Source organism: Aeromonas sp. 600948, from assembly GCF_049174875.1.
In the GTDB taxonomy this organism is placed as follows: domain Bacteria; phylum Pseudomonadota; class Gammaproteobacteria; order Enterobacterales; family Aeromonadaceae; genus Aeromonas; species Aeromonas veronii_A.
The window spans coordinates 124,324-143,829 of sequence record NZ_JAAKTY010000005.1; the positions used below are offsets into that span (position 1 = coordinate 124,324).

General features: G+C 56.8%; 21 protein-coding genes. 18 read left to right on the plus strand and 3 right to left on the minus strand.

The genetic code is table 11. The features are described 5' to 3' along the window. Window positions 1-7: 7 nt before the first annotated feature. Window positions 8-409: a type IVa pilus pseudopilin TppA gene (gene tppA / locus G5182_RS06180; protein WP_100654567.1), complete on the plus strand. Its 402-nt coding sequence runs from the start codon at window positions 8-10 to the stop codon at window positions 407-409. 3 nt (window positions 410-412) lie between these two features. Here the strand turns inward: tppA and G5182_RS06185 are convergent, their stop codons facing one another. After that, the gene (locus tag G5182_RS06185; protein ID WP_100654566.1) at window positions 413-802 is read right to left on the minus strand and encodes a type IV pilin protein; all 390 of its coding nucleotides are present in this window, start codon (window positions 800-802) and stop codon (window positions 413-415) included. 95 nt (window positions 803-897) lie between these two features. Here G5182_RS06185 and G5182_RS06190 point away from each other — a divergent pair, with 95 nt between their 5' ends. The 8 genes from G5182_RS06190 to luxS all read left to right on the plus strand — a co-directional run bounded on the left by G5182_RS06190 (window position 898) and on the right by luxS (window position 8,510). Next, a complete protein-coding gene (locus G5182_RS06190; protein ID WP_216952860.1) occupies window positions 898-1,449 on the plus strand; it encodes a GspH/FimT family pseudopilin in 552 nt (183 codons plus the stop codon). 20 nt (window positions 1,450-1,469) lie between these two features. Then, window positions 1,470-2,057 carry a PilW family protein gene (locus tag G5182_RS06195; RefSeq protein ID WP_216954532.1) on the plus strand — a complete coding sequence of 196 codons (588 nt, stop codon included), beginning with the start codon at window positions 1,470-1,472 and terminating at the stop codon, window positions 2,055-2,057. A 4-nt stretch (window positions 2,058-2,061) separates the two neighbouring features. Next, window positions 2,062-3,168: a PilX N-terminal domain-containing pilus assembly protein gene (locus tag G5182_RS06200; protein ID WP_216952861.1), complete on the plus strand. Its 1,107-nt coding sequence runs from the start codon at window positions 2,062-2,064 to the stop codon at window positions 3,166-3,168. Between the two features lie 8 nt (window positions 3,169-3,176). Further along, on the plus strand, window positions 3,177-5,285 hold the full coding sequence (locus G5182_RS06205; protein ID WP_227341913.1) for a type IV pilus modification PilV family protein: 2,109 nt from the start codon (window positions 3,177-3,179) through the stop codon (window positions 5,283-5,285). A gap of 73 nt (window positions 5,286-5,358) precedes the next feature. Beyond that, a complete protein-coding gene (locus tag G5182_RS06210) occupies window positions 5,359-6,981 on the plus strand; it encodes an NAD+ synthase (protein ID WP_227341914.1) in 1,623 nt (540 codons plus the stop codon). 9 nt (window positions 6,982-6,990) lie between these two features. Then, the gene (glnB, locus tag G5182_RS06215; RefSeq protein ID WP_005308848.1) at window positions 6,991-7,329 is read left to right on the plus strand and encodes a nitrogen regulatory protein P-II; all 339 of its coding nucleotides are present in this window, start codon (window positions 6,991-6,993) and stop codon (window positions 7,327-7,329) included. A 50-nt stretch (window positions 7,330-7,379) separates the two neighbouring features. After that, the gene (locus G5182_RS06220; protein ID WP_042030721.1) at window positions 7,380-7,982 is read left to right on the plus strand and encodes a transglycosylase SLT domain-containing protein; all 603 of its coding nucleotides are present in this window, start codon (window positions 7,380-7,382) and stop codon (window positions 7,980-7,982) included. 18 nt (window positions 7,983-8,000) lie between these two features. Beyond that, complete coding sequence (luxS, locus tag G5182_RS06225) at window positions 8,001-8,510, plus strand: S-ribosylhomocysteine lyase (protein WP_005340462.1); 510 nt, start codon at window positions 8,001-8,003, stop codon at window positions 8,508-8,510. A gap of 323 nt (window positions 8,511-8,833) precedes the next feature. On the opposite strand, the gene G5182_RS06230 is transcribed toward luxS, so the two are convergent. Next, on the minus strand, window positions 8,834-9,451 hold the full coding sequence (locus G5182_RS06230; protein ID WP_421254257.1) for a type II secretion system protein: 618 nt from the start codon (window positions 9,449-9,451) through the stop codon (window positions 8,834-8,836). 41 nt (window positions 9,452-9,492) lie between these two features. Here G5182_RS06230 and G5182_RS06235 point away from each other — a divergent pair, with 41 nt between their 5' ends. The 7 genes from G5182_RS06235 (at window position 9,493) to deoD (ending at window position 16,714) form a co-directional block, all read left to right on the plus strand. Further along, window positions 9,493-10,272 (plus strand): TatD family hydrolase, encoded by a 780-nt coding sequence (locus tag G5182_RS06235; protein WP_216952865.1) that lies wholly within the window; start codon window positions 9,493-9,495, stop codon window positions 10,270-10,272. A gap of 216 nt (window positions 10,273-10,488) precedes the next feature. Beyond that, the gene (locus tag G5182_RS06240; protein ID WP_019445565.1) at window positions 10,489-11,763 is read left to right on the plus strand and encodes a NupC/NupG family nucleoside CNT transporter; all 1,275 of its coding nucleotides are present in this window, start codon (window positions 10,489-10,491) and stop codon (window positions 11,761-11,763) included. Window positions 11,764-11,888: 125 nt separating this feature from the next. Then, window positions 11,889-12,059: a XapX domain-containing protein gene (locus G5182_RS06245; RefSeq protein ID WP_005340467.1), complete on the plus strand. Its 171-nt coding sequence runs from the start codon at window positions 11,889-11,891 to the stop codon at window positions 12,057-12,059. A 424-nt stretch (window positions 12,060-12,483) separates the two neighbouring features. Next, a complete protein-coding gene (gene deoC, locus G5182_RS06250; protein WP_005340468.1) occupies window positions 12,484-13,257 on the plus strand; it encodes a deoxyribose-phosphate aldolase in 774 nt (257 codons plus the stop codon). A 109-nt stretch (window positions 13,258-13,366) separates the two neighbouring features. Then, window positions 13,367-14,698, plus strand: a complete 1,332-nt coding sequence (gene deoA, locus G5182_RS06255; RefSeq protein WP_227341916.1) for a thymidine phosphorylase — start codon at window positions 13,367-13,369, stop codon at window positions 14,696-14,698. Window positions 14,699-14,712: 14 nt separating this feature from the next. Next, window positions 14,713-15,921 (plus strand): phosphopentomutase, encoded by a 1,209-nt coding sequence (locus G5182_RS06260; RefSeq protein ID WP_216952866.1) that lies wholly within the window; start codon window positions 14,713-14,715, stop codon window positions 15,919-15,921. 76 nt (window positions 15,922-15,997) lie between these two features. After that, complete coding sequence (gene deoD / locus G5182_RS06265) at window positions 15,998-16,714, plus strand: purine-nucleoside phosphorylase (protein ID WP_040096807.1); 717 nt, start codon at window positions 15,998-16,000, stop codon at window positions 16,712-16,714. Window positions 16,715-16,774: 60 nt separating this feature from the next. On the opposite strand, the gene G5182_RS06270 is transcribed toward deoD, so the two are convergent. Further along, window positions 16,775-17,410: an AhpA/YtjB family protein gene (locus tag G5182_RS06270; protein ID WP_216952867.1), complete on the minus strand. Its 636-nt coding sequence runs from the start codon at window positions 17,408-17,410 to the stop codon at window positions 16,775-16,777. 119 nt (window positions 17,411-17,529) lie between these two features. On the opposite strand from G5182_RS06270, the gene serB reads away from it, so the two are divergent. Next, the gene (gene serB / locus G5182_RS06275) at window positions 17,530-18,540 is read left to right on the plus strand and encodes a phosphoserine phosphatase SerB (RefSeq protein ID WP_216952868.1); all 1,011 of its coding nucleotides are present in this window, start codon (window positions 17,530-17,532) and stop codon (window positions 18,538-18,540) included. Window positions 18,541-18,568: 28 nt separating this feature from the next. After that, the gene (locus G5182_RS06280; protein ID WP_216952869.1) at window positions 18,569-19,474 is read left to right on the plus strand and encodes an alpha/beta fold hydrolase; all 906 of its coding nucleotides are present in this window, start codon (window positions 18,569-18,571) and stop codon (window positions 19,472-19,474) included. Window positions 19,475-19,506 lie beyond the last annotated feature (32 nt).

A 19,506-nucleotide genomic window follows, 5' to 3' on the forward strand; every position in this document is an offset into this window, starting at 1 on the left:
GGTTGGCATGGAACGTGGTTTTACCCTGATTGAGTTGATGATAGTGGTCGCAGTGGTCGCCATTCTGGCCGCGATCGCGTATCCCAGTTACAACAACTACATGGCGGCTGCCAAGCGGGCCGAAGCCAAGGCAGTGTTGCTGGAAGCGGCGCAATATCTGGAGCGGGAGTTTACTGCCAATGGCAATTACGACGCCGGTAACCTAGCCTCTGCCGGCTTGGCGACCCTGCCGAGGGATGGGGGGGCTGCGTATTACAATGTAGCGCTCAATGCCAGTGGGGCCCGTTATACCCTGACCGCCATTCCGACCGGTGTGATGAATGGCGATCCCTGTGGATTGTTGACTCTCGATCAGAGCGGACTGCAGGGGGTATCACGAGCCACCATGACAGCCACCGAATGCTGGTAGCGTTCAGTTCCAGCACTCGGCAGGCGTCTTGATGTCGGCCTTGTTGATAGTCAGGGTATCACAGGCCGTATTGCCGGCCTTGTCGCCGACCTGGGCCCCCTTGCTGGTGGCCACCAGTGTGTAGGCGGTGGCGCTGGCGCCAGAAATGCTAAAGGTGTAGTAATCGCTGGTTGGGTTGCCCACACTGGCTATCGCACTGCTGTAACTGGCATTGGAGATGCGAAATTCTTCTTGTTTGAGCTGCATGGTCAGCAAGCCCTTGATGGCATCTGCTCGACGAGATTTACGCAGACCGTCAGTAAAGCTCGGGTAGGCGACAGCGGCAATGATGGCAACGATGGCAACGACCACCATCAATTCCAGCAGGGTGATTCCGGATTGTTTGATTCTCATGGGCGCGGCAGGGTTCGTTAAACAGATAGATACTATAGGATAGTACTGACATCATACTCTACTGGCATGTGCGAAAAGAAAGGAGTCTTTAGCCAATGGAATTCGCAGAGGGGCGCTCAGCCGGTTTTACCATGATTGAATTGATGATCGCCATGGCTCTGGTCGCCCTGCTGCTAACCGTAGCCATCCCCAGTTATCAGTCATTGCGCCAGGAGCAGATAGTCAAGGCGGCTACCCAAGCCGTTTACACGGATATCATGCTGCTCAAGTCTGAGGCTATCAAACGTAATAAACCGATAATCTTCAAGATATTCAATGCGGGGCAGGCCAATTGGTGCTATCGCATCGCTCTTGATTCGGCATGTAATAGCTGCTCGGATTCATGTTCTGCTATTGAAGGTCGCAAGGGCGTTGATGCCAGCGAGTTTAACGGCATTACTCTGACGACAAACTATGAATTATCCGGTTCTGAAAATGCTCTTGAAATCAATAACCGTAGAGGCTCATTCAAAGATCTTCACGGCAGTGGCGGTTTGGGCAATGGTTCTATTTGTCTGAAGAACGGGACCTCTGAGCACAGGGTTATTATTGCCACAAATGGGCGAGTGAGAACCGAGCCAGTCACGGGGAGCTCTCCATGCGATTAGGTCTAGCACGAGGCTTTAACATCGTCGAGTTAATGGTGGCCATGGTCGCAGGTCTGTTTTTGGTTGCAGCCGTAACATCCTTGTTCGCCACTATTCTCAAGGCCAATCAAACATCGATGCAGGTAAGTCGTCTAAATCAGGAGTTGCAAAGTATCACGGACATGATTGCCCGTGATGTACAGCGAACTGGTTACGATCAGGGAGCTACTGTGTTTCTCAATGCTGCATCAGGCTCCAGATCCCCCTTCTATTTTGATACTGGCAGCGACCTGATGAATGAGACGATCACTGGTTCCAAGATTTATCGCTGTATCCGGCTGAAATACGATGATGATAACAATGGAACCCTCGGTGCCAATGAGATCTTTATTTACAGCTACGACAGTACCGACAAAGGGGTGCAGCTCGGTACCAGTTGCAGCACGGGGAATTTACTCAGTACCGATGACACCATTGAGGTGACTGACCTCACTTTTTCGCTGCTTGGAAGCAGTGCGTCGGCTGGCGCGAGAACGGTGCGCTTGGCCATATCGGGTCAGTTAAAGGCAAATAGTGCACTTAAACTCACCTTGCAGCGTGATATCAAGCTGCGTAACGACGGGTATTGATGCCATGAAACGTTATCTTGGCTTTACCACATTCACTATTACGCTGCTGCTTATTGTGATCCTGCTTGGCATCTCTTTGCTGGTGGGCAAGCTGATGGTTGCTGACCGTCGTGTCAGTCTTAATGAAGTACAGTACCGGCAGGCGTTGGCACTGGCCGAGCTGGGTCTCTCGGATGGGGTCGGACGGCTTGCGCAGGATGCAGCTTGGCGCACCCCCAGTAGCGGTATATCTATCACTGTTTCGGCTGGCAATTATACCCTGTGGGCTCTGGATGAACCGACCGTGATTGTCGGTGGGGCGAACGTAGTTCCGGTTAAAGTGCGCACTATGGCAACCCTGGTGGACAGTACCGCCAATGCAGAGGTTGAGGTGAAGGCCATCAAGATAAGCGTGTTGGCCGGCACTCCCGCAGCCCCCCTGACAGTTGCCGGTGGTATGGCAGTATCCGGCAACTTCACTGTGGTGGCCAACCCTAACGGTGGGGGGCCAGGGGTTCCGTTATCTGTCTGGACGAATGGCAATGTGGATTTGACCAATGGTTCTGGTCAGACTTGCCATCAGGGAGACTACAGCGGCGGGTGCAGTACCTACATTAGCCAGAAGGGTGATAAGCAGTCGGACATCAAAGATAATGATACGGCATTCCCCACAGACCTGGTCTGGTATCTGTTTAACGAGAATGATGACGCTACGGGGTGGGCCAATCTGGAGTCACGAGCAGTACAACGGTTGAATAATTGCGACTCGCTCTCGACCGCCTCAAGCGGCCTTATTATCGTCGATGGAGACTGCAAACCGGGTGGGTCTATCGGCTCGGTTGCTGCGCCCGTGGTACTCATCGTTCGCAATGGCAATCTGATGGTCAATGGGAGCGCTACCCTCTATGGGCTGGTGTTTGCCTATTCATCCACGCCTGCTACGGCGACTACTGATATCAGCTTGAAGGGGGGGGCTATCGTCAACGGTGCCGTGGTGGCCAACTATCAACTGGGCAAAACGGCTAACGGTACCTTTGATGCCAAGTATGATCAGGCGGTGTTGAGCAATATCGAAAATGGGGCTGCGTTTCAGAGCATCAATCTGGTGCCTGGTAGCTGGCGCGACTGGTAGGAGCATGTATGAAACCGCACAAGGGATTTGGGCTGTTAGAGATTTTGATCACTCTGGTTCTGCTGGGAGTGGGGGTCGCAGGATTGGTGGCTATGTCTCGTTCGTTGCTCAATACCTCCCAGGATAGCCGCCGTTATGAGGTAGCCATGCGTCTGGCGGAGTCAAAACTGGATGCGTTTCGTACCTTCAATGGAGTGGTAAGCGCGGTTTCACCGCTTACTGCTTATAACAGTATCGCGGCAGGTTCCAGTTCGGCGACACCTCCTGATGGCGGTGGGACTTATGCCCTTAGTTGGACCGTCAGCAATCAGTACTGGAATGGTTCTGGCTGGCAAACGGCTATCCCGGCGGGTTATTTGCATGCCTATTCTGGCCGAAAGGTGGTCAATGTCACTGTCAGTTGGAGCGACAGCGTCGGGCAGTCCCATTCCTTGTTGCTTTCCGGTGCGGTATCGCCTGTTGAGTCATTAACCCAGAATCAGTTTAACGGGGGGTTGGATACCAGTCGTGAACCGCCCCATGTGGTTTATACCCCCGGGGTCGCGCCCGATGTCATTTCCATCCAGATTGACCAGGAAGGGCGCAAGCAAGAGACCAGCAAGCCATTGCCCACCGTGACCTCCAAGGATGGTTCTGTTGGCAAACTGGTGCAATTCGAGACTGTTACCTATAAGCCAGACAATGGTGGCAATACTCAACAGGTGCTGCAGGATCTGGCATCGGTCTCCTGTTCCTGCAGTTATGGCTCGAGTGTCAATGCCTACCTGCCCGGTAAGGCCATTTTGACCAGCAGCAACCTGTTGTACTGGAATGTGGGCTCCCAGGTTACCAAGCAGACCGGGGTACTCAACAGCAGTGTCAGAGATCAGCCGAGTCTCTGCACCAGTTGCTGCAAGGATCATTTCGATGGCAGCGGCAGCAGTTTCGAACAGTTTTACGCTCCACTCAATACCAGTCGACTGCGTTACAACAGTGGCCTCTCATCGGTCAATAGTGGCGATTATGTGGATGCCTGCCGCTTTGTCAGACTTGATGGTTACTATCGCCCGCTGCCTGACTGGAACCTGATCAAAGTTGTCGTGACCAGCGCTGATTTTCTTGCCAAGCCCGCAAACCAGACCAGCTATCAGAACTACATCAAGTACGTAGTTACTACCTACATCACCTGGCAGAAAAACACCCTCAACTGGACCGCAAACCCCACGGCCACGCCGCCGACGATCACCGAATTTGCAGAGTGGTTGCCTGCCAATGCTGCGACAGGGGGAGATACCAGCACCAAGATCACCATGAATACGGGGACCGCCCAGTTGATTGCTAGAGGTATCTACGTGGATCTGCTCTCGCCGGACAGTCTCTCGAAGCTCGATCTGACTTCTCAGGATCTGTTGGCCAAGGTTCCGTTTCAGGATATCAATCTGACCATGCTGGCGGAGTGGAGCTTGGTGCCATTGAGTGGCCAGTTGACTGGCAGTGCCTCTGACTATGTCGGTGTGACCAACGAGCCTGTCAAGACAGTCGTTGATCTTGGCAGCTATTATTTTGGTAGCTACAGCCGTGGTTATCTGTCCGCCAAGAAGAGCACCAAGGATGCATCCAACGTGTTGCAAAGTGCATCGATCAAGGTGACGGCCTACCAAGGTAACTCGGGGATCACAGCTTCACTTATCTCACCGGTAGATCGAAGTGAGGCCAAGGTCGCCACCATGCCTATCTCGATCGATACCAGCTCCCAGACTGTGCCAACTCTCACTGTATCGGGACGCATAGAGTGTCTTGAGCAAGGGAATGGCAACAATACTGCGCCAGTATCTTGCGGCAAAAATACCTTCAGTGGCTTGAATGTCAGTACCACAACTTCGGGGGCTACTTGCCGTATTGATAAACCCCAGGCTAACAACCAGCCGGCTACCTATGTCTGTACGGCAGCGCAAAATAGTAGCTTGGTGGTGAACTTCTCCTACAGTGCACAGGGCAATAAAACTTACTTGTTGAAACCTGCTTCCCTCAGCATCGCCATGACGCCACCCGCCAACGGTCAGGTGATTAGTGGTCCTTGTGCCCTGCTGGTGGATAATGGTGTAACCAATGCAGCTAATCTAAGTTGTACCCCTTGAATCCGGGGCGCTGGCACAGCCAGCGCCTTTTCTTTATCATTCCCCATCATTTTCGAATACAAGATGCATCGCCATGGCAAAAGCCCTCTCTCTGATGCTTGCCCAGTTGAATCTGACGGTAGGCGCCATCGAAGATAACACTGACAAAGTGCTCGCTGCGGCGGCTCAGGCCGAGCAGCAAGGTGCCGATCTGCTGGTCTGCTCCGAGCTGGCCCTGACCGGCTATCCACCGGAAGATCTGCTGCTGCGCGCCGATCTGATGATCCGGGTCGAAGCCGCGTTGGCTCGTGTTGCCGAATGGCAGGGCAACTGTGCCATTTTGGTGGGGCATCCCTGGCGTGAAGGGGAGGCGCTCTACAACGCGGCGTCACTCTATGAGCAGGGCAAGCTGATTGCCCGTTACTTCAAGCAGGACTTGCCCAACTACGGCGTGTTTGATGAGAAGCGCTACTTCACCGCGGCAACCGAGACCTGCGTGGTGCCGTTCCGTGGTCACCAGCTGGGGCTGCTCATCTGTGAAGATCTGTGGCAGCCGGGTCCGGCGCTGGCTGCCAAGGCGGCGGGTGCCGAGCTGCTGCTCACCATCAATGCGTCGCCATACGATCAGGAAAAACCCTGGATCCGCCGCGAGCTGATGGCCGAGCGCTGCGATCAGACCGGTCTGCCGCTGGTTTACCTCAATCAGGTATGCGGTCAGGATGAGCTGATTTTCGACGGCTGCTCCAAGGTGTTCAACAGCCAGGGCGAGTTGACCCACAAACTGGCCCCGTTTGCCGAAGAGCTGGCGCTGGTACGTTTTGCCGATGGCCAGCCGGTGAAAGAACGGGAGCCCGCTGCGCCGCTGGAACCCTTGGCCGAGACCTATCAGGCGCTGGTGCTGGCGGTGCGCGACTATGTCACCAAGAACGGTTTCCATGGTGCCGTACTGGGCCTATCCGGCGGTATCGACTCGGCGCTGACGCTGGCCATCGCGGCCGATGCCATCGGGGCCGACAAGGTGCAGGCGGTGATGATGCCGTTCCGCTATACCGCCCAGATGAGCGTGGAGGATGCCAAGGAGCAGGCCGAGCGGATGGGGGTTGAGTTCAACATCATCTCCATCGAGCCGATGTTCGAAGGATTTATGACCCAGCTGGCGCCGTTGTTTGAAGGTACCGCTCGCGATACGACCGAAGAGAACCTGCAGGCCCGCTGCCGCGGCGTGCTGTTGATGGCGCTCTCCAACAAGCGTCGCCGTATCGTGCTGACCACCGGTAACAAGAGCGAAATGGCGGTCGGTTATGCCACCCTGTACGGTGACATGGCGGGCGGTTTCGACGTGCTGAAAGATGTGCCCAAGACGCTGGTATTCAAATTGTGCGAATATCGCAACTCGGTCGACTATGTGATCCCGCAGCGGGTTATCGACCGTCCTCCTTCAGCGGAGCTGGCGCCGGATCAGGTGGATCAGGATAGTCTGCCCCCATACGACATCCTCGATGCCATTCTCAAGTGCTACGTGGAAGAGGATGCCTCGGTCGCCGACATGGTGGCGGAGGGCTTCGAGGAAGCTGTGGTACGCAAGGTGATCCGACTGGTGGATCTCAACGAATACAAGCGCCGTCAGGCGGCGGTCGGGCCCCGCATTACGGCTCGCAACTTTGGTAAGGATCGCCGTTACCCCATTACATCCGGGTTCGGCAAACAGAACTGGTAAGGAGTCACCATGAAGAAGATTGAAGCCATCATCAAACCGTTCAAGCTGGACGATGTGCGCGAGGCCCTGGCAGAGATCGGCATCAACGGCATGACCGTATCCGAAGTCAAAGGCTTCGGCCGCCAGAAGGGCCATACCGAGCTCTATCGCGGCGCCGAATATATGGTCGACTTCCTGCCGAAAGTGAAGGTGGAGCTGGTGGTGCAGGATGAGGATCTCGATGCTTGTCTGGAAGCGATCCAGAACACCGCCCGCACCGGCAAGATTGGTGACGGCAAGATCTTCGTTTGCGAGGTGGAGCGCGTCATTCGTATCCGTACCGGCGAAGAGAACGAAGACGCTATCTGATGTCGTTTTTGCCTCGTTATGTTCAGGAGAGCAAATCAAGTTCTGCTCTGATGTCCCGAAAGCGCATCGTGGCGGTGGCAGGCCTGCTGGCAGTACTCACTGCGTGCAGTACCCGCCCGCCGGCTCAGCCGGAAAACCTGTGCCAGATCTTTCGCGAGAAGCCGGAGTGGCACAAGGCCGCGCTCAAGATGAACGAGAAGTGGGGGACGCCGATCCATGTGGTGATGGCCATGATGTATCAGGAGTCCTCCTTCGTACACGACGCCCAGCCGCCGATGGAGTATTTCCTCTTTATTCCGACCGGGCGGGCGAGCTCGGCTTATGGCTACGCTCAGGTGAAAGACGAGACCTGGGCTGATTACCAGCGAGAGACCGGCAATAGCTGGAGCGATCGCGATGACTTTGCCGACGCCATCGATTTTATGGGCTGGTACACTAACAAGGCCCAGCGGCTCAATGGCACCTCCAAGTGGGATGCCTATGGCCAGTACCTCAACTATCACGAAGGGTGGGGTGGCTACCGGCGTGGCAGCTATCGCAGCAAGGGGTGGTTGATGAAAACCTCGCGCAAGGTAGAGGCTCGCGCCCAGCGCTACGGCGCCCAGTATCGACAATGCAAGGATCAGCTCTCCCGCGGGGGCTGGTTCTGGTAACCCAATCAGGAGTCAGAAATGCCGTTATTGGACAGTTTTACCGTTGACCACACCCGTATGGAAGCGCCAGCGGTGCGTGTGGCCAAGACTATGCAGACCCCGAACAAGGACACCATTACCGTGTTCGACCTGCGTTTCTGTGTGCCGAACCAGGAGATCCTCTCCGAGCGCGGTATCCATACGCTGGAGCACCTGTTCGCCGGTTTTATGCGTGATCACCTGAATGGCAACGGCGTGGAGATCATCGATATCTCCCCCATGGGTTGCCGTACCGGCTTCTACATGAGCCTGATCGGCGCGCCGGACGAAGCCCGTGTTGGCGCAGCCTGGCAGGCGGCCATGAGCGACGTGCTGACCGTGCAGGATCAGGCCAAGATCCCCGAGCTGAACGAGTATCAGTGCGGCACCTACAGCATGCACTCGCTGGAAGAAGCGCACGCCATCGCCCGTCATGTGCTGGAGCGTGGCATCGGTGTTAACCACAACGACGAGTTGGCTCTGCCGGAAGAGAAACTGAAGAGCCTTTGAGGCGGATGAGCTATCGCTCGTCGGATAACCTCTTCAGGGAATGTTAAAGAGCTGGTCAGCCATGCTGACCAGCTCTTTTTATTTTGCTCGACCGTGGTCATGGGGATGCCTTGCTCCCCTTGCCGACTCTGATTAGGATGGTTTTTGACCTGAACCTGTTGGCGGAGGTGTGACGATGAAAGGGGTATTGCTGCGTTGGCTGGCCCGTTACGATGCGTGGTGCGAGGAGTGGGGGCTCACTCAGGAGAACCGGCGCTGCTGCACACCGGTTCGTTATAATGAGGACTCAAGCAAAGAGCGAGCTTGCGCAGAAGAGGCTGAGCTCAATCAAAATTGCGGGTCACGGCACCGGTAACACTGTTGTACTCGAAGCCGAGGCCGTTGTGGTGATCCGGGAAGCGGCCGATAGAATCACGCAGGATATAGCGGCAGTTGTGATGCTCTAACCCTCCGATCTCAGTTTGGTCATCTGCAATAATAAGTTCGGAACTATAGTCAGTTTCAGTGTTGTTATTGTCTAAGTCAGGAACAGTCTGCTCTGTATCAAGTAATCCAGTGAAGAGTAGCTTGCAGTCATCTTCGTTGTTAACAGAGATCTGGTTTTCGTTAGAGCCAGGTGGAAATGTTGTATCTGGCGCTTGGTTATAGTCCTCTTTCGTGCCTACAGGCCAACCATAGCGATTAATATCAAGATCGCCTTTGCCAAAGCTACTCAAGTTGTAGAGCCCGATAGACTCCCCCTTCACTTTCACCGACCAGCCGGCATTTGCCAGTTGAACTGCACTGGCAAAGCTGCCAGCAGTCGCCGAGACCGTGCTTTTCAGGGCATCATCCTTGATATTGATAAAGCGTGGCAGGGCGGTGACGGTCAGGATCCCCAGCACTATGATCACCAACACCAGTTCAATCAGGGTAAAGCCGTTGTTTCTGTTGTTCATCATGTTCAATGACCCATTAAATACCGCAAACAGGTGTGAGTGATATGCAGCTGATAGATACCCATTGCCATCTCGACTTTCCGGTGTTCGACCAGGACAGGGAGGCGCTGCTGGCCCGTTGCCGGGCATTAGGGGTGACGCAGTATATCATTCCTGCCATCGCAGAGGATAACTGGACTCGTGTGATGGCACTGGCAGATCAGCATGACGGCCTTTTTTATGGTTTGGGAATTCATCCCTGGTATACCGGTGAGCAGCGGGAGGGGGTGATGGAACGGCTGCGAGCGTTGGTGATGAGTCAACCTGCCAGGCTGGTGGCCATTGGTGAGTGCGGGCTGGACCTCCGTTCTCACGTGCCGCAGGAGGGGCAGCTTGCGCTGTTTGAGGCTCAGATCCGGCTGGCTGCTGATGCTGGGCTCCCCCTGATGATCCACTCGGTGCGCGCCAATGACACTGTGGTCAAGCTGTTGCGCCGCTTCAAGCCGCCTCGTGGCGGGGTGATCCATGCTTTCAGCGGTTCGTTGCAGCAGGCGGAGGCTTTCTGGCAACTGGGCTTTCGGCTCGGGGTGGGCGGGGTAATCAGTTTTGAGCGGGCGAACAAGACGCGAGAGGTATTTCGTGCTATGCCGCTCGAGGCCCTGGTGCTGGAAACCGATTCGCCCGATATGCCGTTACAAGATGAGCAAGGCACTCGGAATACCCCGGAAGCGCTGCCGAAAATAGCTGAAATATTGATGACTTTGCGGGAGGAATCATCGGTAGATGTTGCTAAGGTGTTATTTGAAACTGCCCGGCATATTTTCCATCACGACCCATTGCCATGAAACAAATTCGCAACACCTGATTTAGTTGTCAGGAAAAAAAATGAGCGTAAAAATCGTTTGCTGTCTAATTTTGTGACACTTGGACATTTTGATAACGATAAAATGTGACCAGCATTCTATTTTATCGGACTTTAATTAGTATAATGCGCTCCCCTTGATTAGTTGGGTTTGATAACAACTCGCTAACAAGCCAGGTGCTACTAGAGGAAGATAATAATGAATTTGTTCATGGGTCTGGTAGGGATGGCGACGCTCGTCCTTATCGCGGTGCTGTTCTCCAGCAATCGCAAGGCAATCAACGTGCGTACCGTTGTCGGTGCGTTCGCAATTCAAGCCGGTCTGGGGGCGTTTGTACTCTATGTTCCGGTTGGTCGCGATATCCTGGTCGGCGTGTCCGACGCGGTATCCAGCGTGATCAGCTACGGCCAGAACGGGATCGACTTCCTGTTTGGCGGTCTGGTCAGCAACAAGATGTTTGAAGTGTTCGGTGGCGGCGGCTTTGTTTTTGCCTTCCGTGTTCTGCCGGTCATCATCTTCTTCTCCTCCCTGATTGCAGTGCTCTACTACCTGGGCATCATGCAGATGGTCATCAAGTTGCTGGGCGGCGGTCTGCAGAAAGTACTGGGTACTTCCCGCACCGAATCCCTGTCTGCAACTGCCAACATCTTCGTCGGTCAGACCGAAGCGCCGCTGGTGGTTCGTCCTTACATCTCCAAGATGACTGACTCCGAGCTGTTCGCCGTCATGTGTGGTGGTCTGGCTTCCGTTGCCGGTTCCGTACTGGCAGGTTACGCCTCCATGGGCGTGAAGATGGAATACCTGATTGCTGCCTCCTTCATGGCTGCACCGGGTGGTCTGCTGTTCGCCAAGCTGCTGGTTCCCGAGACCGAGACCCCGAACTACGACGAAAGCTCTGCCGATGCCGAGCTGGATGACAAGCCTGCCAACGTCATTGACGCTGCTGCTGCTGGCGCTTCTGCCGGTATGCAACTGGCCCTGAACGTCGGCGCCATGCTGCTGGCCTTCATCGGTCTGATCGCCATGATCAACGGCATCTTCTCCGGTGTGGGTGGCTGGTTCGGTTATCCGCAACTCTCTCTGGAACTGCTGCTGGGCTGGATCTTCTCCCCGCTGGCCTTCCTGATCGGTGTGCCCTGGAATGAAGCTGTGGTTGCTGGTTCCTTCATCGGTCAGAAGCTGGTAGTGAACGAGTTCGTGGCTTACCTGAACTTCGCTCCGTACCTGAAAGACGAAGTGCTGATCAACGGTGTGGCCATGTCCGATCATACCAAGGCGATCATCTCCTTCGCGCTGTGTGGTTTTGCCAACCTCTCCTCTGTTGCCATCCTGCTGGGTGGTCTGGGGTCCATGGCGCCGAACCGCCGCGGCACCATTGCACGCTTTGGTCTGAAAGCCGTACTGGCTGGCTCTCTGTCCAACCTGATGTCTGCCACTATCGCAGGCTTCTTCCTGGCACTGTCCGGCATGTAATCGCCGCCTGACTGACAGGGTATAAACACGAACGCCACGGCATCTGCCGTGGCGTTCGCGTATGGAGCGGTGACAACCGTTTTCCTATCTAAACTAATAATAAAATGAGTCAAATCGGAGGTTATATGAATGAAGTGCTACTGGCGATGGTGGCCGGCTTTATAGTTGGTTTGTTGTTTTCTTTCCTCAAATTGCCAATCCCGGCGCCTCCCGTTTTATCCGGGGTAATGGGGATCGTCGGGGTCTATCTGGGGGGATTGGCCTACTCCTGGATCCTGACTCGTTTCTTTTCGTAAGGCTTTTATAGACCTGGATTTGCCAGATGTGAGGTACCTCTGAAATTGGCAAATCTGGCTTGCAAACAGGGGGTATCTCGGCTGAAATAGGCGTTGCCAGCAGGGTGCTGGCAATGACTAATACTCGATGAAATCGGGTGTTGGCGGTCAAATGGAATTGATTGGGAAGTCGGGTCAGATGTTGTCGGCCATTCTCAAGTCTTCATGGAACCAAGTCCGCACTTTTGTAAGAAAGTGACAGGGCTCTTGCCTTATTTACAGTCGCAGTGCCTGCAGGGTGTTTTGAATAGCATCCCGATAGTGCCGGTGCCTTCGCACTGTAATTCCATTCCCGTATAGCTGGGGATTACTGCCTGTGCATCCATCGCTGGATGGTATGGTGGTGCCCGGTTATCTGGATTAAATCGAGACTTTGGAGAACAGAATGACTGATCTGAAAGTGGCCGCTCAGCGCGCCCTGAACCTGATGGACCTGACCACCCTGAACGATGACGACACCGATCAGAAGGTGATCGACCTGTGCCATAAGGCCAAGTCACCGGCTGGCCTGACCGCCGCCGTCTGCATCTACCCCCGTTTTATCCCTATCGCTCGCAAGACCCTGCGTGAGATCGGCGCTGCCGACGTACGCATTGCGACCGTGACCAACTTCCCGCACGGCAACGACGATATCGAGATCGCCGTGGCCGAGACCCGTGCCGCTGTCGCCTACGGTGCTGATGAAGTGGACGTAGTGTTCCCGTATCGCGCCTTCATGGCCGGTAATGAACAGATCGGTTTTGATCTGGTCAAAGCCTGTAAAGAGGCCTGCGGTGCCAACGTGCTGCTGAAAGTGATCATCGAAACCGGCGAGCTGAAAGAAGAGGCGCTGATCCGTCGCGCTTCCGAGATCTGTATCGATGCTGGTGCCGACTTCATCAAGACCTCCACCGGCAAGGTGCCGGTCAATGCGACCCCAGAAGCGGCCCGCATCATGATGGAAGTGATCAAGGCCAAGAATCCGAAAGTCGGCTTCAAGCCAGCTGGTGGCGTGAAAGATGCCGCCGTTGCCGGTCAGTACCTGGCCATGGCCGAAGAGATCCTCGGCAACGACTGGGTATCCGCCCGTACCTTCCGCTTTGGTGCATCCAGCCTGCTGGCCAGTCTGCTGGCCACTCTGGGGCATGGCGACAAGCCGGCCAACACCAGCGGTTACTAATAGGTCGATGAGAGGGCGGACAGCTGTCCGCCCTGTTAGCCCCCACCATGCGGTGTGCGGGCAAAGATTCAGGCTTGTGTAACGCCAGCAATGGCGGAGGGAATGAAAGATGTTTTTGCCTCAAGAAATTATTCGCAAGAAGCGCAACGGTGAAGCGCTCAGTACCCAAGAAATTCAATTCTTCGTTCAGGGCATTACCAACAACACCATCGGTGAGGGGCAGATTGCCGCGCTGGCGATGGCGGTCTACTTCAAAGACATGACCATGGATGAGCGGGTTGCCCTGACCTGCGCCATGCGCGACTCCGGCATGGTATTGGCCTGGGATCACCTCAATCTGGGTGGCCCGATTGTCGACAAGCACTCCACCGGCGGGGTGGGTGACGTTGTCTCCCTGATGCTTGGCCCGATGGTCGCTGCCTGCGGCGGTTTCGTGCCGATGATCTCCGGCCGTGGTCTGGGCCACACCGGCGGCACCCTCGACAAGCTGGACGCCATTCCTGGCTACCAGACCTCGGTCGACAACGACCGTTTCCTGAAAGTGGTGAAAGAGGCGGGCGTGGCCATCATCGGCCAGACCGGCGATCTTGCCCCCGCTGACAAGCGTATCTATGCAGTACGTGACATTACTGCCACCGTCGAATCCATCGCGATGATCACCGGCTCCATCCTCTCCAAGAAGCTCGCCTCCGGGCTCGAAGCGCTGGTGATGGATGTGAAAGTGGGCTCCGGCGCCTTTATGCCAACCTTCGAAGCCTCCGAAGAGCTGGCCAAGAGCATTGTGGCCGTGGCCAACGGTGCCGGTTGCCGCACCTCTGCGCTCTTGACCGACATGAACCAGGTGCTGGCCTCCAGCGCCGGTAACGCGGTGGAAGTACGTGAAGCGGTGCGCTACCTGACCGGTGAATACCGCAACCCGCGCATCCACGAAGTGACCATGGCGCTGTGCGCCGAGATGCTGATCTCCGCCGGTCTGGCCAGCGACGAGCGCGATGCCCGCACCAAGCTGCAGGCGGTGCTGGATAACGGCAAGGCGGCCGAGATCTTCGGTCGCATGGTGACAGGTCTCGGTGGCCCGGCCGATTTCATGGAGCGTTACGACGCTTACCTGCCCAAGGCAGCCATCGTACGCCCGGTCTTCGCGGCCAACAGCGGCTTCGTGACCGCCATGGATACCCGCGAGCTGGGTCTGGCGGTGGTCGCCATGGGCGGTGGTCGCCGCGCTGCCGGTGACAAACTTGATTATGCGGTCGGTCTGACCGACTTTATCCGCCTGGGTCAAAGCGTTGATGCTGACAAGCCGATCGCGATGATCCACGCTCAGACTGAAGAGCAATATGCTCAGGCTGCCAGCATGGTGCAGGCGGCTGTCCGGATTGGTGGCGAACGGCCGGAGGCACTGCCTGAAGTGTACCGCCGTATCACCCTGGCCGATTTGTAACAAGGGGAAGACCCATGAAACGTACCTTTATTCTGATGATGGACTCTTTCGGTATTGGCGCTGCTGCTGACGCCGACAAGTTCGGAGATGTGGGCGCCAACACCCTTGGCCATATCGCCAAGGCGTGTGCGGCAGGTGAAATTGAAGGCCGTGGCGCCCTCAATCTGCCCAACCTCAACAAGCTGGGTCTGGGCCACGCCTGCGAGCAGGCTTCCGGCTACTTCCCGGAAGGGCTGAAAAAAGATATCGAGGTAGTCGGTGCCTACGGCTTTGCGCAGGAGCTCTCCTCCGGCAAGGATACCCCGTCCGGTCACTGGGAGATCGCTGGTGTGCCCGTGCTGTTCGAGTGGGGCTACTTCAAGGATCACCACAACAGCTTCCCGCAGGAGCTGCTGGACGCCATCGTCGAGAAGGCTGGTCTGCCGGGTTATCTCGGCAACTGCCACGCCTCCGGTACCCAGGTGCTGGACGATCTGGGCGAAGAGCACATGAAGACCGGCAAGCCGATCCTCTACACCTCTGCCGACTCCGTGTTCCAGATTGCCTGCCACGAAGAGACCTACGGCCTCGAGAATCTCTATGAGCTGTGCCACATCGTGCGCGAGCTGCTGGAGCCCTACAACATCGGCCGCGTGATTGCGCGTCCGTTCGTGGGCAGTGGCAAGGGCAACTTCAAGCGTACCGGCAACCGTCACGACTACTCAGTGCTGCCACCGGCGCCGACCGTGCTGGATTACATGAAAGATGCGGGCGGTCAGGTGGTCTCCATCGGCAAGATTGCCGACATCTATGCCCAGCAGGGCATCACCAAGCAGGTGAAAGGGACCGGTCTGACCGAGCTGTGGGATCGCACGCTGGAAGAGGTGAAAGCGGCCGGTGACAACACCATCGTCTTCACCAACTTTGTGGACTTCGACTCCTCCTACGGCCACCGCCGTGATGTTGCCGGTTATGCCGGTGCGCTGGAGTATTTCGATTCCCGCCTGCCGGAGCTGTTTGAGCTGCTGCAAGATGGCGACGTGGTGGTGCTGACTGCCGATCACGGCTGTGACCCGACCTGGGGTGGGACCGACCACACCCGCGAATACATTCCGGTGCTGTTCTTCGGCAAGCCGGTCAAGGCCGGCTCCGTCGGTCGTCGCGAGACCTTTGCCGATATCGGCCAGAGCATCGCGGCTTACCACGGCCTGCCGAAACTGGCGTACGGTACCAGCTTCCTGTAATTTACCCGCCCGCCACTTCGGCGGCGGGCAATTTATAAAACAATAAAACTCAACCTAGTGTGAAGGAATCAAGAGAATGGCAACTCCTCATATCAATGCGAAAGATGGCGCCTTTGCTGATACCGTGCTGATGCCGGGCGACCCCCTGCGCGCCAAGTACATCGCTGAAACTTTCCTGGAGAACGTCGAGCAGATCTGCGACGTGCGCAACATGTTCGGTTTCACCGGTACCTACAAGGGCCGTCGTATCTCCGTCATGGGTCACGGCATGGGTATCCCGTCCTGCTCCATCTACGCAAAAGAGCTGATCACCGATTACGGTGTGAAGACCCTGATCCGCGTGGGCTCCTGTGGCGCTGTGCGTGAAGACGTGAAACTGCGTGACGTGGTGATCGGTATGGGTGCCTGCACCGATTCCAAAGTAAACCGTCTGCGCTTCAAAGATCACGACTTCGCTGCCATCGCCGACTTCGACCTGGTTGCCAATGCCGTGCAGGCCGCCAAGAACAAGGGCGTTGCCGTGCGTGTGGGTAACATCTTCTCCGCCGACCTGTTCTACACCCCGGACCCCTCCATGTTCGACGTCATGGAAAAATACGGCATCCTGGGTGTCGAGATGGAAGCCGCCGGTATCTACGGCGTGGCCGCAGAGTACGGTGCCAAGGCGCTGACCATCTGCACCGTCTCCGACCATATCCGTACCGGTGAGCAGACCACCTCTGAAGAGCGTCAGCTGACCTTCAACGACATGATCGAAATCGCACTGGATTCCGTCCTGTTGGGCGACAACTAATCCCGCAGCCTCTGGAACCATGCAAAAACGGCGACCTCTGGTCGCCGTTTCTTTATCCGTTTACTGCGCCGGATCATTGTTGGTTGGCGGCGGGGAGGGGGGAGGACTTCGTTTTTTGTGCTTGCGCACTCGCATATAGTTGCGACGAATGCCATAGGAGATAAGCAGACCTGCCAGCAGCGCAATCAGCAATATCAGCCGCTGTTTCTCCTGAATCGTTTTGAGTCTGGTGTCCTTGTCCGCCAGCATCTGCTGCTCTTCCAGGGTGATGCGCAGGTAGCCCAGTGTCTGATCGCCATCCAGGACCTCCTGTACGAACTGGATCCGCCCCTTGCCTTGTTCCGGCATCGATTTGTTATTGTCACCGATGGGTAGCAGGCTCTCCAGCGGTACGGCCTGTTCCGACTGGGCGAGGGGAATGCCGCGTCCATCATAGAGTGTGACATCGAGGATCTCCGGCTCGGTCGCCAGATCCCGGGCCAGCCGTTCCAGCTCACTGCTGTTCTCCTCCTTGAGCCAGCGCTTCATGTCGCGGGCAGCATAGGCGACCAGTGCCTGGGCGCGGTTGCGTGCTTCGGTGTGCAGCGCAGCCTGGCTCTCTCCCTGCATATGAAGGAGAACAACCAGTACCCAGCAGCCGAGCAGCAGGCCGGCTACCAGACTGAGTACACGTTTGATGGGAAGATGACGCTGCAAGCGCGAGACCTCATGCTGACAATGAGTGCCGGATCTTGGCGCTTGCCTGCGCAAAAAGCAATACGCTACTCTGGGTCAGCATTGTTAACCCCCTGATCACCAAGGAAGGCGTATCTCTTATGTTGTTGTCCCGGCTCCCCCCTCTGTTATCCGATTGGCCTGCGTTGTTGTCCGGCTCACCCTGTTGGCAGCTCAACGCCGATGCGTTGCAACCGACAGAGACCCCGCAGGCGGGCGGCTGGTTGGTACTGTTTGGCAAGGGGCTGGGCGCCTCCCATCTGACGCATCTGTCACCACTGTTGGCTGCGCAGGGGCTGGTGGCCACCCTCTATCCTCCCACCGAGGTGACGGAGGTGCCGCTGCTGCTGCTTGGCTGCGATCGCTTCTCTTCCGAGTTGGTGGCCGAGCTCAAGAGCGGTGAGTGGGAGATCGATCTCTGCCACCTGCCGGCACTCCCCACCCTGAGCGAACCCGGCCTGTTGGTGATGGACATGGATTCCACCGCGATCCGTATCGAGTGCATCGACGAGATCGCGCGGCTGGCGGGGGTCGGCGATCAGGTGGCGGCGGTAACAGCTGCTGCCATGCAGGGCAAACTGGAGTTCTCCGACAGTCTGCGCAACCGGGTGGCCCTGCTGGCTGGAGCGCCGGTCACCATTCTCGACGAGGTGGCCGCCAACATGCCGTGGATGCCCGGCTTGCAACTGATGGTCGATACCCTCAAAGAGGCTGGCTGGAAGGTGGCCATCGCCTCCGGCGGTTTTACCCGTTTTGCCGGCGAGTTGCAGCAGGCGCTGGGGCTCGATGCCATCTTCGCCAACGAGCTGGCGGTGGAAGGGGGTCAGCTGACTGGCAAGGTGAGCGGGCGCATCGTTGATGCCAGCGTCAAGGCCGAGGTGTTACAGCAGCTTGCTCAGGAGTACGGCATTGCTGCCGCCCAGACCGTGGCCATCGGCGATGGTGCCAACGATCTCAAGATGATGGGCGTGGCAGGTCTTGGGATTGCTATTCATGCCAAGCCGCTGGTGCGGGCGCAGGCTGCGGCCACCCTCAATCATCACGATCTGGAGGGGGTGATCTGCCTGCTGGCGGCGCGGGCCTGCAGCGAACAACGCTGGGACAAGCGCTGACTGTGTTTCAAGGAGGAAACCAATAAAAATGGAATTGTTGCAGCAGTCTCTGTTTATCCCCTGTGGCGCCCATCAACTGCATGTTCGCCACATCAAACCCCGGGTCGCCGTGCATGGCGAGCCGATCCTGATGGTGCACGGCGCCATCGAGAACGGCCGCATCTTTTACACCGAATCGGGCAAGGGGCTGGCCTGTTTTTTGGCCCGCCACGGCTATCAGGTCTATGTGGCTGATTTGCGGGGACGGGGGCTCAGCACTCCGGCCATCGCCGAGCAGGCGGAGCACGGCCAGCACGAGCTAATCACCGAGGACTTGCCCGCCCTGCATCGCTGGATTGCCGAGCGCCATCATGGCTTCAAGGTGCACTGGGTGGCCCACTCCTGGGGTGGCGTCATCATGGCCTCGACCCTGGTGCGCTTTCCCGAGCTGGCGGAGCAGGTGGCCAGTCTGCTGTTTTTTGGTACCAAACGCGGCGTGTCGGTGCACAATCCCGAGCGCTGGCTGAAGGTGGATCTGATCTGGAATCGGCTGGCCCCCTGGCTGGCTCGCCGCCGTGGTTTTCTGGCTGCTCGCACTCTGAAGATAGGTGCTGACGACGAGCCGCTGCGCTATCTGCAGGAGACCATCCCCTGGGTCAAGTGTGGCCCCTGGCGGGATCCTCACGACGGTTTTGCCTATGACGAGGGGGCGGCACGGGTCAACTGGCCGCCACTCTGGATGATCTCTGCCAGAGCCGACAAGGTATTGGGCCATCCGACCGATGTGCGCCGTTTCAGCGACGAGATAGGCTCGGCTGCTCGTCACACCCGCCTGGGGCGTGATAATGGCAACCGGCTTGACTATGACCACATCAATATGCTGACCGCCCCGCAGGCGCAGGAGGATCACTTTCCCCGGATCCTGGAATGGCTGCTCAATCCGCAGGCAGCATGACAAAAAACAGGGCACATAGTGCGCCCGTGTCG

Bases quoted from the DNA above. Each gene is read 5' to 3' on its own strand.
- G5182_RS06245 (WP_005340467.1), top strand. From the start codon at position 11,889: ATGAATGAAGTGCTACTGGCGATGGTGGCCGGCTTTATAGTTGGTTTG.
- G5182_RS06235 (WP_216952865.1), top strand. From the start codon at position 9,493: ATGCAGCTGATAGATACCCATTGCCATCTCGACTTTCCGGTGTTCGAC.
- G5182_RS06190 (WP_216952860.1), top strand. From the start codon at position 898: ATGGAATTCGCAGAGGGGCGCTCAGCCGGTTTTACCATGATTGAATTG.
- deoC (WP_005340468.1), top strand. From the start codon at position 12,484: ATGACTGATCTGAAAGTGGCCGCTCAGCGCGCCCTGAACCTGATGGAC.
- serB (WP_216952868.1), top strand. From the start codon at position 17,530: ATGTTGTTGTCCCGGCTCCCCCCTCTGTTATCCGATTGGCCTGCGTTG.
- G5182_RS06260 (WP_216952866.1), top strand. From the start codon at position 14,713: ATGAAACGTACCTTTATTCTGATGATGGACTCTTTCGGTATTGGCGCT.
- G5182_RS06230 (WP_421254257.1), bottom strand. From the start codon at position 9,451: ATGATGAACAACAGAAACAACGGCTTTACCCTGATTGAACTGGTGTTG.
- G5182_RS06210 (WP_227341914.1), top strand. From the start codon at position 5,359: ATGGCAAAAGCCCTCTCTCTGATGCTTGCCCAGTTGAATCTGACGGTA.
- deoD (WP_040096807.1), top strand. From the start codon at position 15,998: ATGGCAACTCCTCATATCAATGCGAAAGATGGCGCCTTTGCTGATACC.
- G5182_RS06280 (WP_216952869.1), top strand. From the start codon at position 18,569: ATGGAATTGTTGCAGCAGTCTCTGTTTATCCCCTGTGGCGCCCATCAA.
- glnB (WP_005308848.1), top strand. From the start codon at position 6,991: ATGAAGAAGATTGAAGCCATCATCAAACCGTTCAAGCTGGACGATGTG.
- luxS (WP_005340462.1), top strand. From the start codon at position 8,001: ATGCCGTTATTGGACAGTTTTACCGTTGACCACACCCGTATGGAAGCG.
- G5182_RS06240 (WP_019445565.1), top strand. From the start codon at position 10,489: ATGAATTTGTTCATGGGTCTGGTAGGGATGGCGACGCTCGTCCTTATC.
- G5182_RS06185 (WP_100654566.1), bottom strand. From the start codon at position 802: ATGAGAATCAAACAATCCGGAATCACCCTGCTGGAATTGATGGTGGTC.
- tppA (WP_100654567.1), top strand. From the start codon at position 8: ATGGAACGTGGTTTTACCCTGATTGAGTTGATGATAGTGGTCGCAGTG.
- deoA (WP_227341916.1), top strand. From the start codon at position 13,367: ATGTTTTTGCCTCAAGAAATTATTCGCAAGAAGCGCAACGGTGAAGCG.
- G5182_RS06220 (WP_042030721.1), top strand. From the start codon at position 7,380: ATGTCCCGAAAGCGCATCGTGGCGGTGGCAGGCCTGCTGGCAGTACTC.
- G5182_RS06200 (WP_216952861.1), top strand. From the start codon at position 2,062: ATGAAACGTTATCTTGGCTTTACCACATTCACTATTACGCTGCTGCTT.
- G5182_RS06205 (WP_227341913.1), top strand. From the start codon at position 3,177: ATGAAACCGCACAAGGGATTTGGGCTGTTAGAGATTTTGATCACTCTG.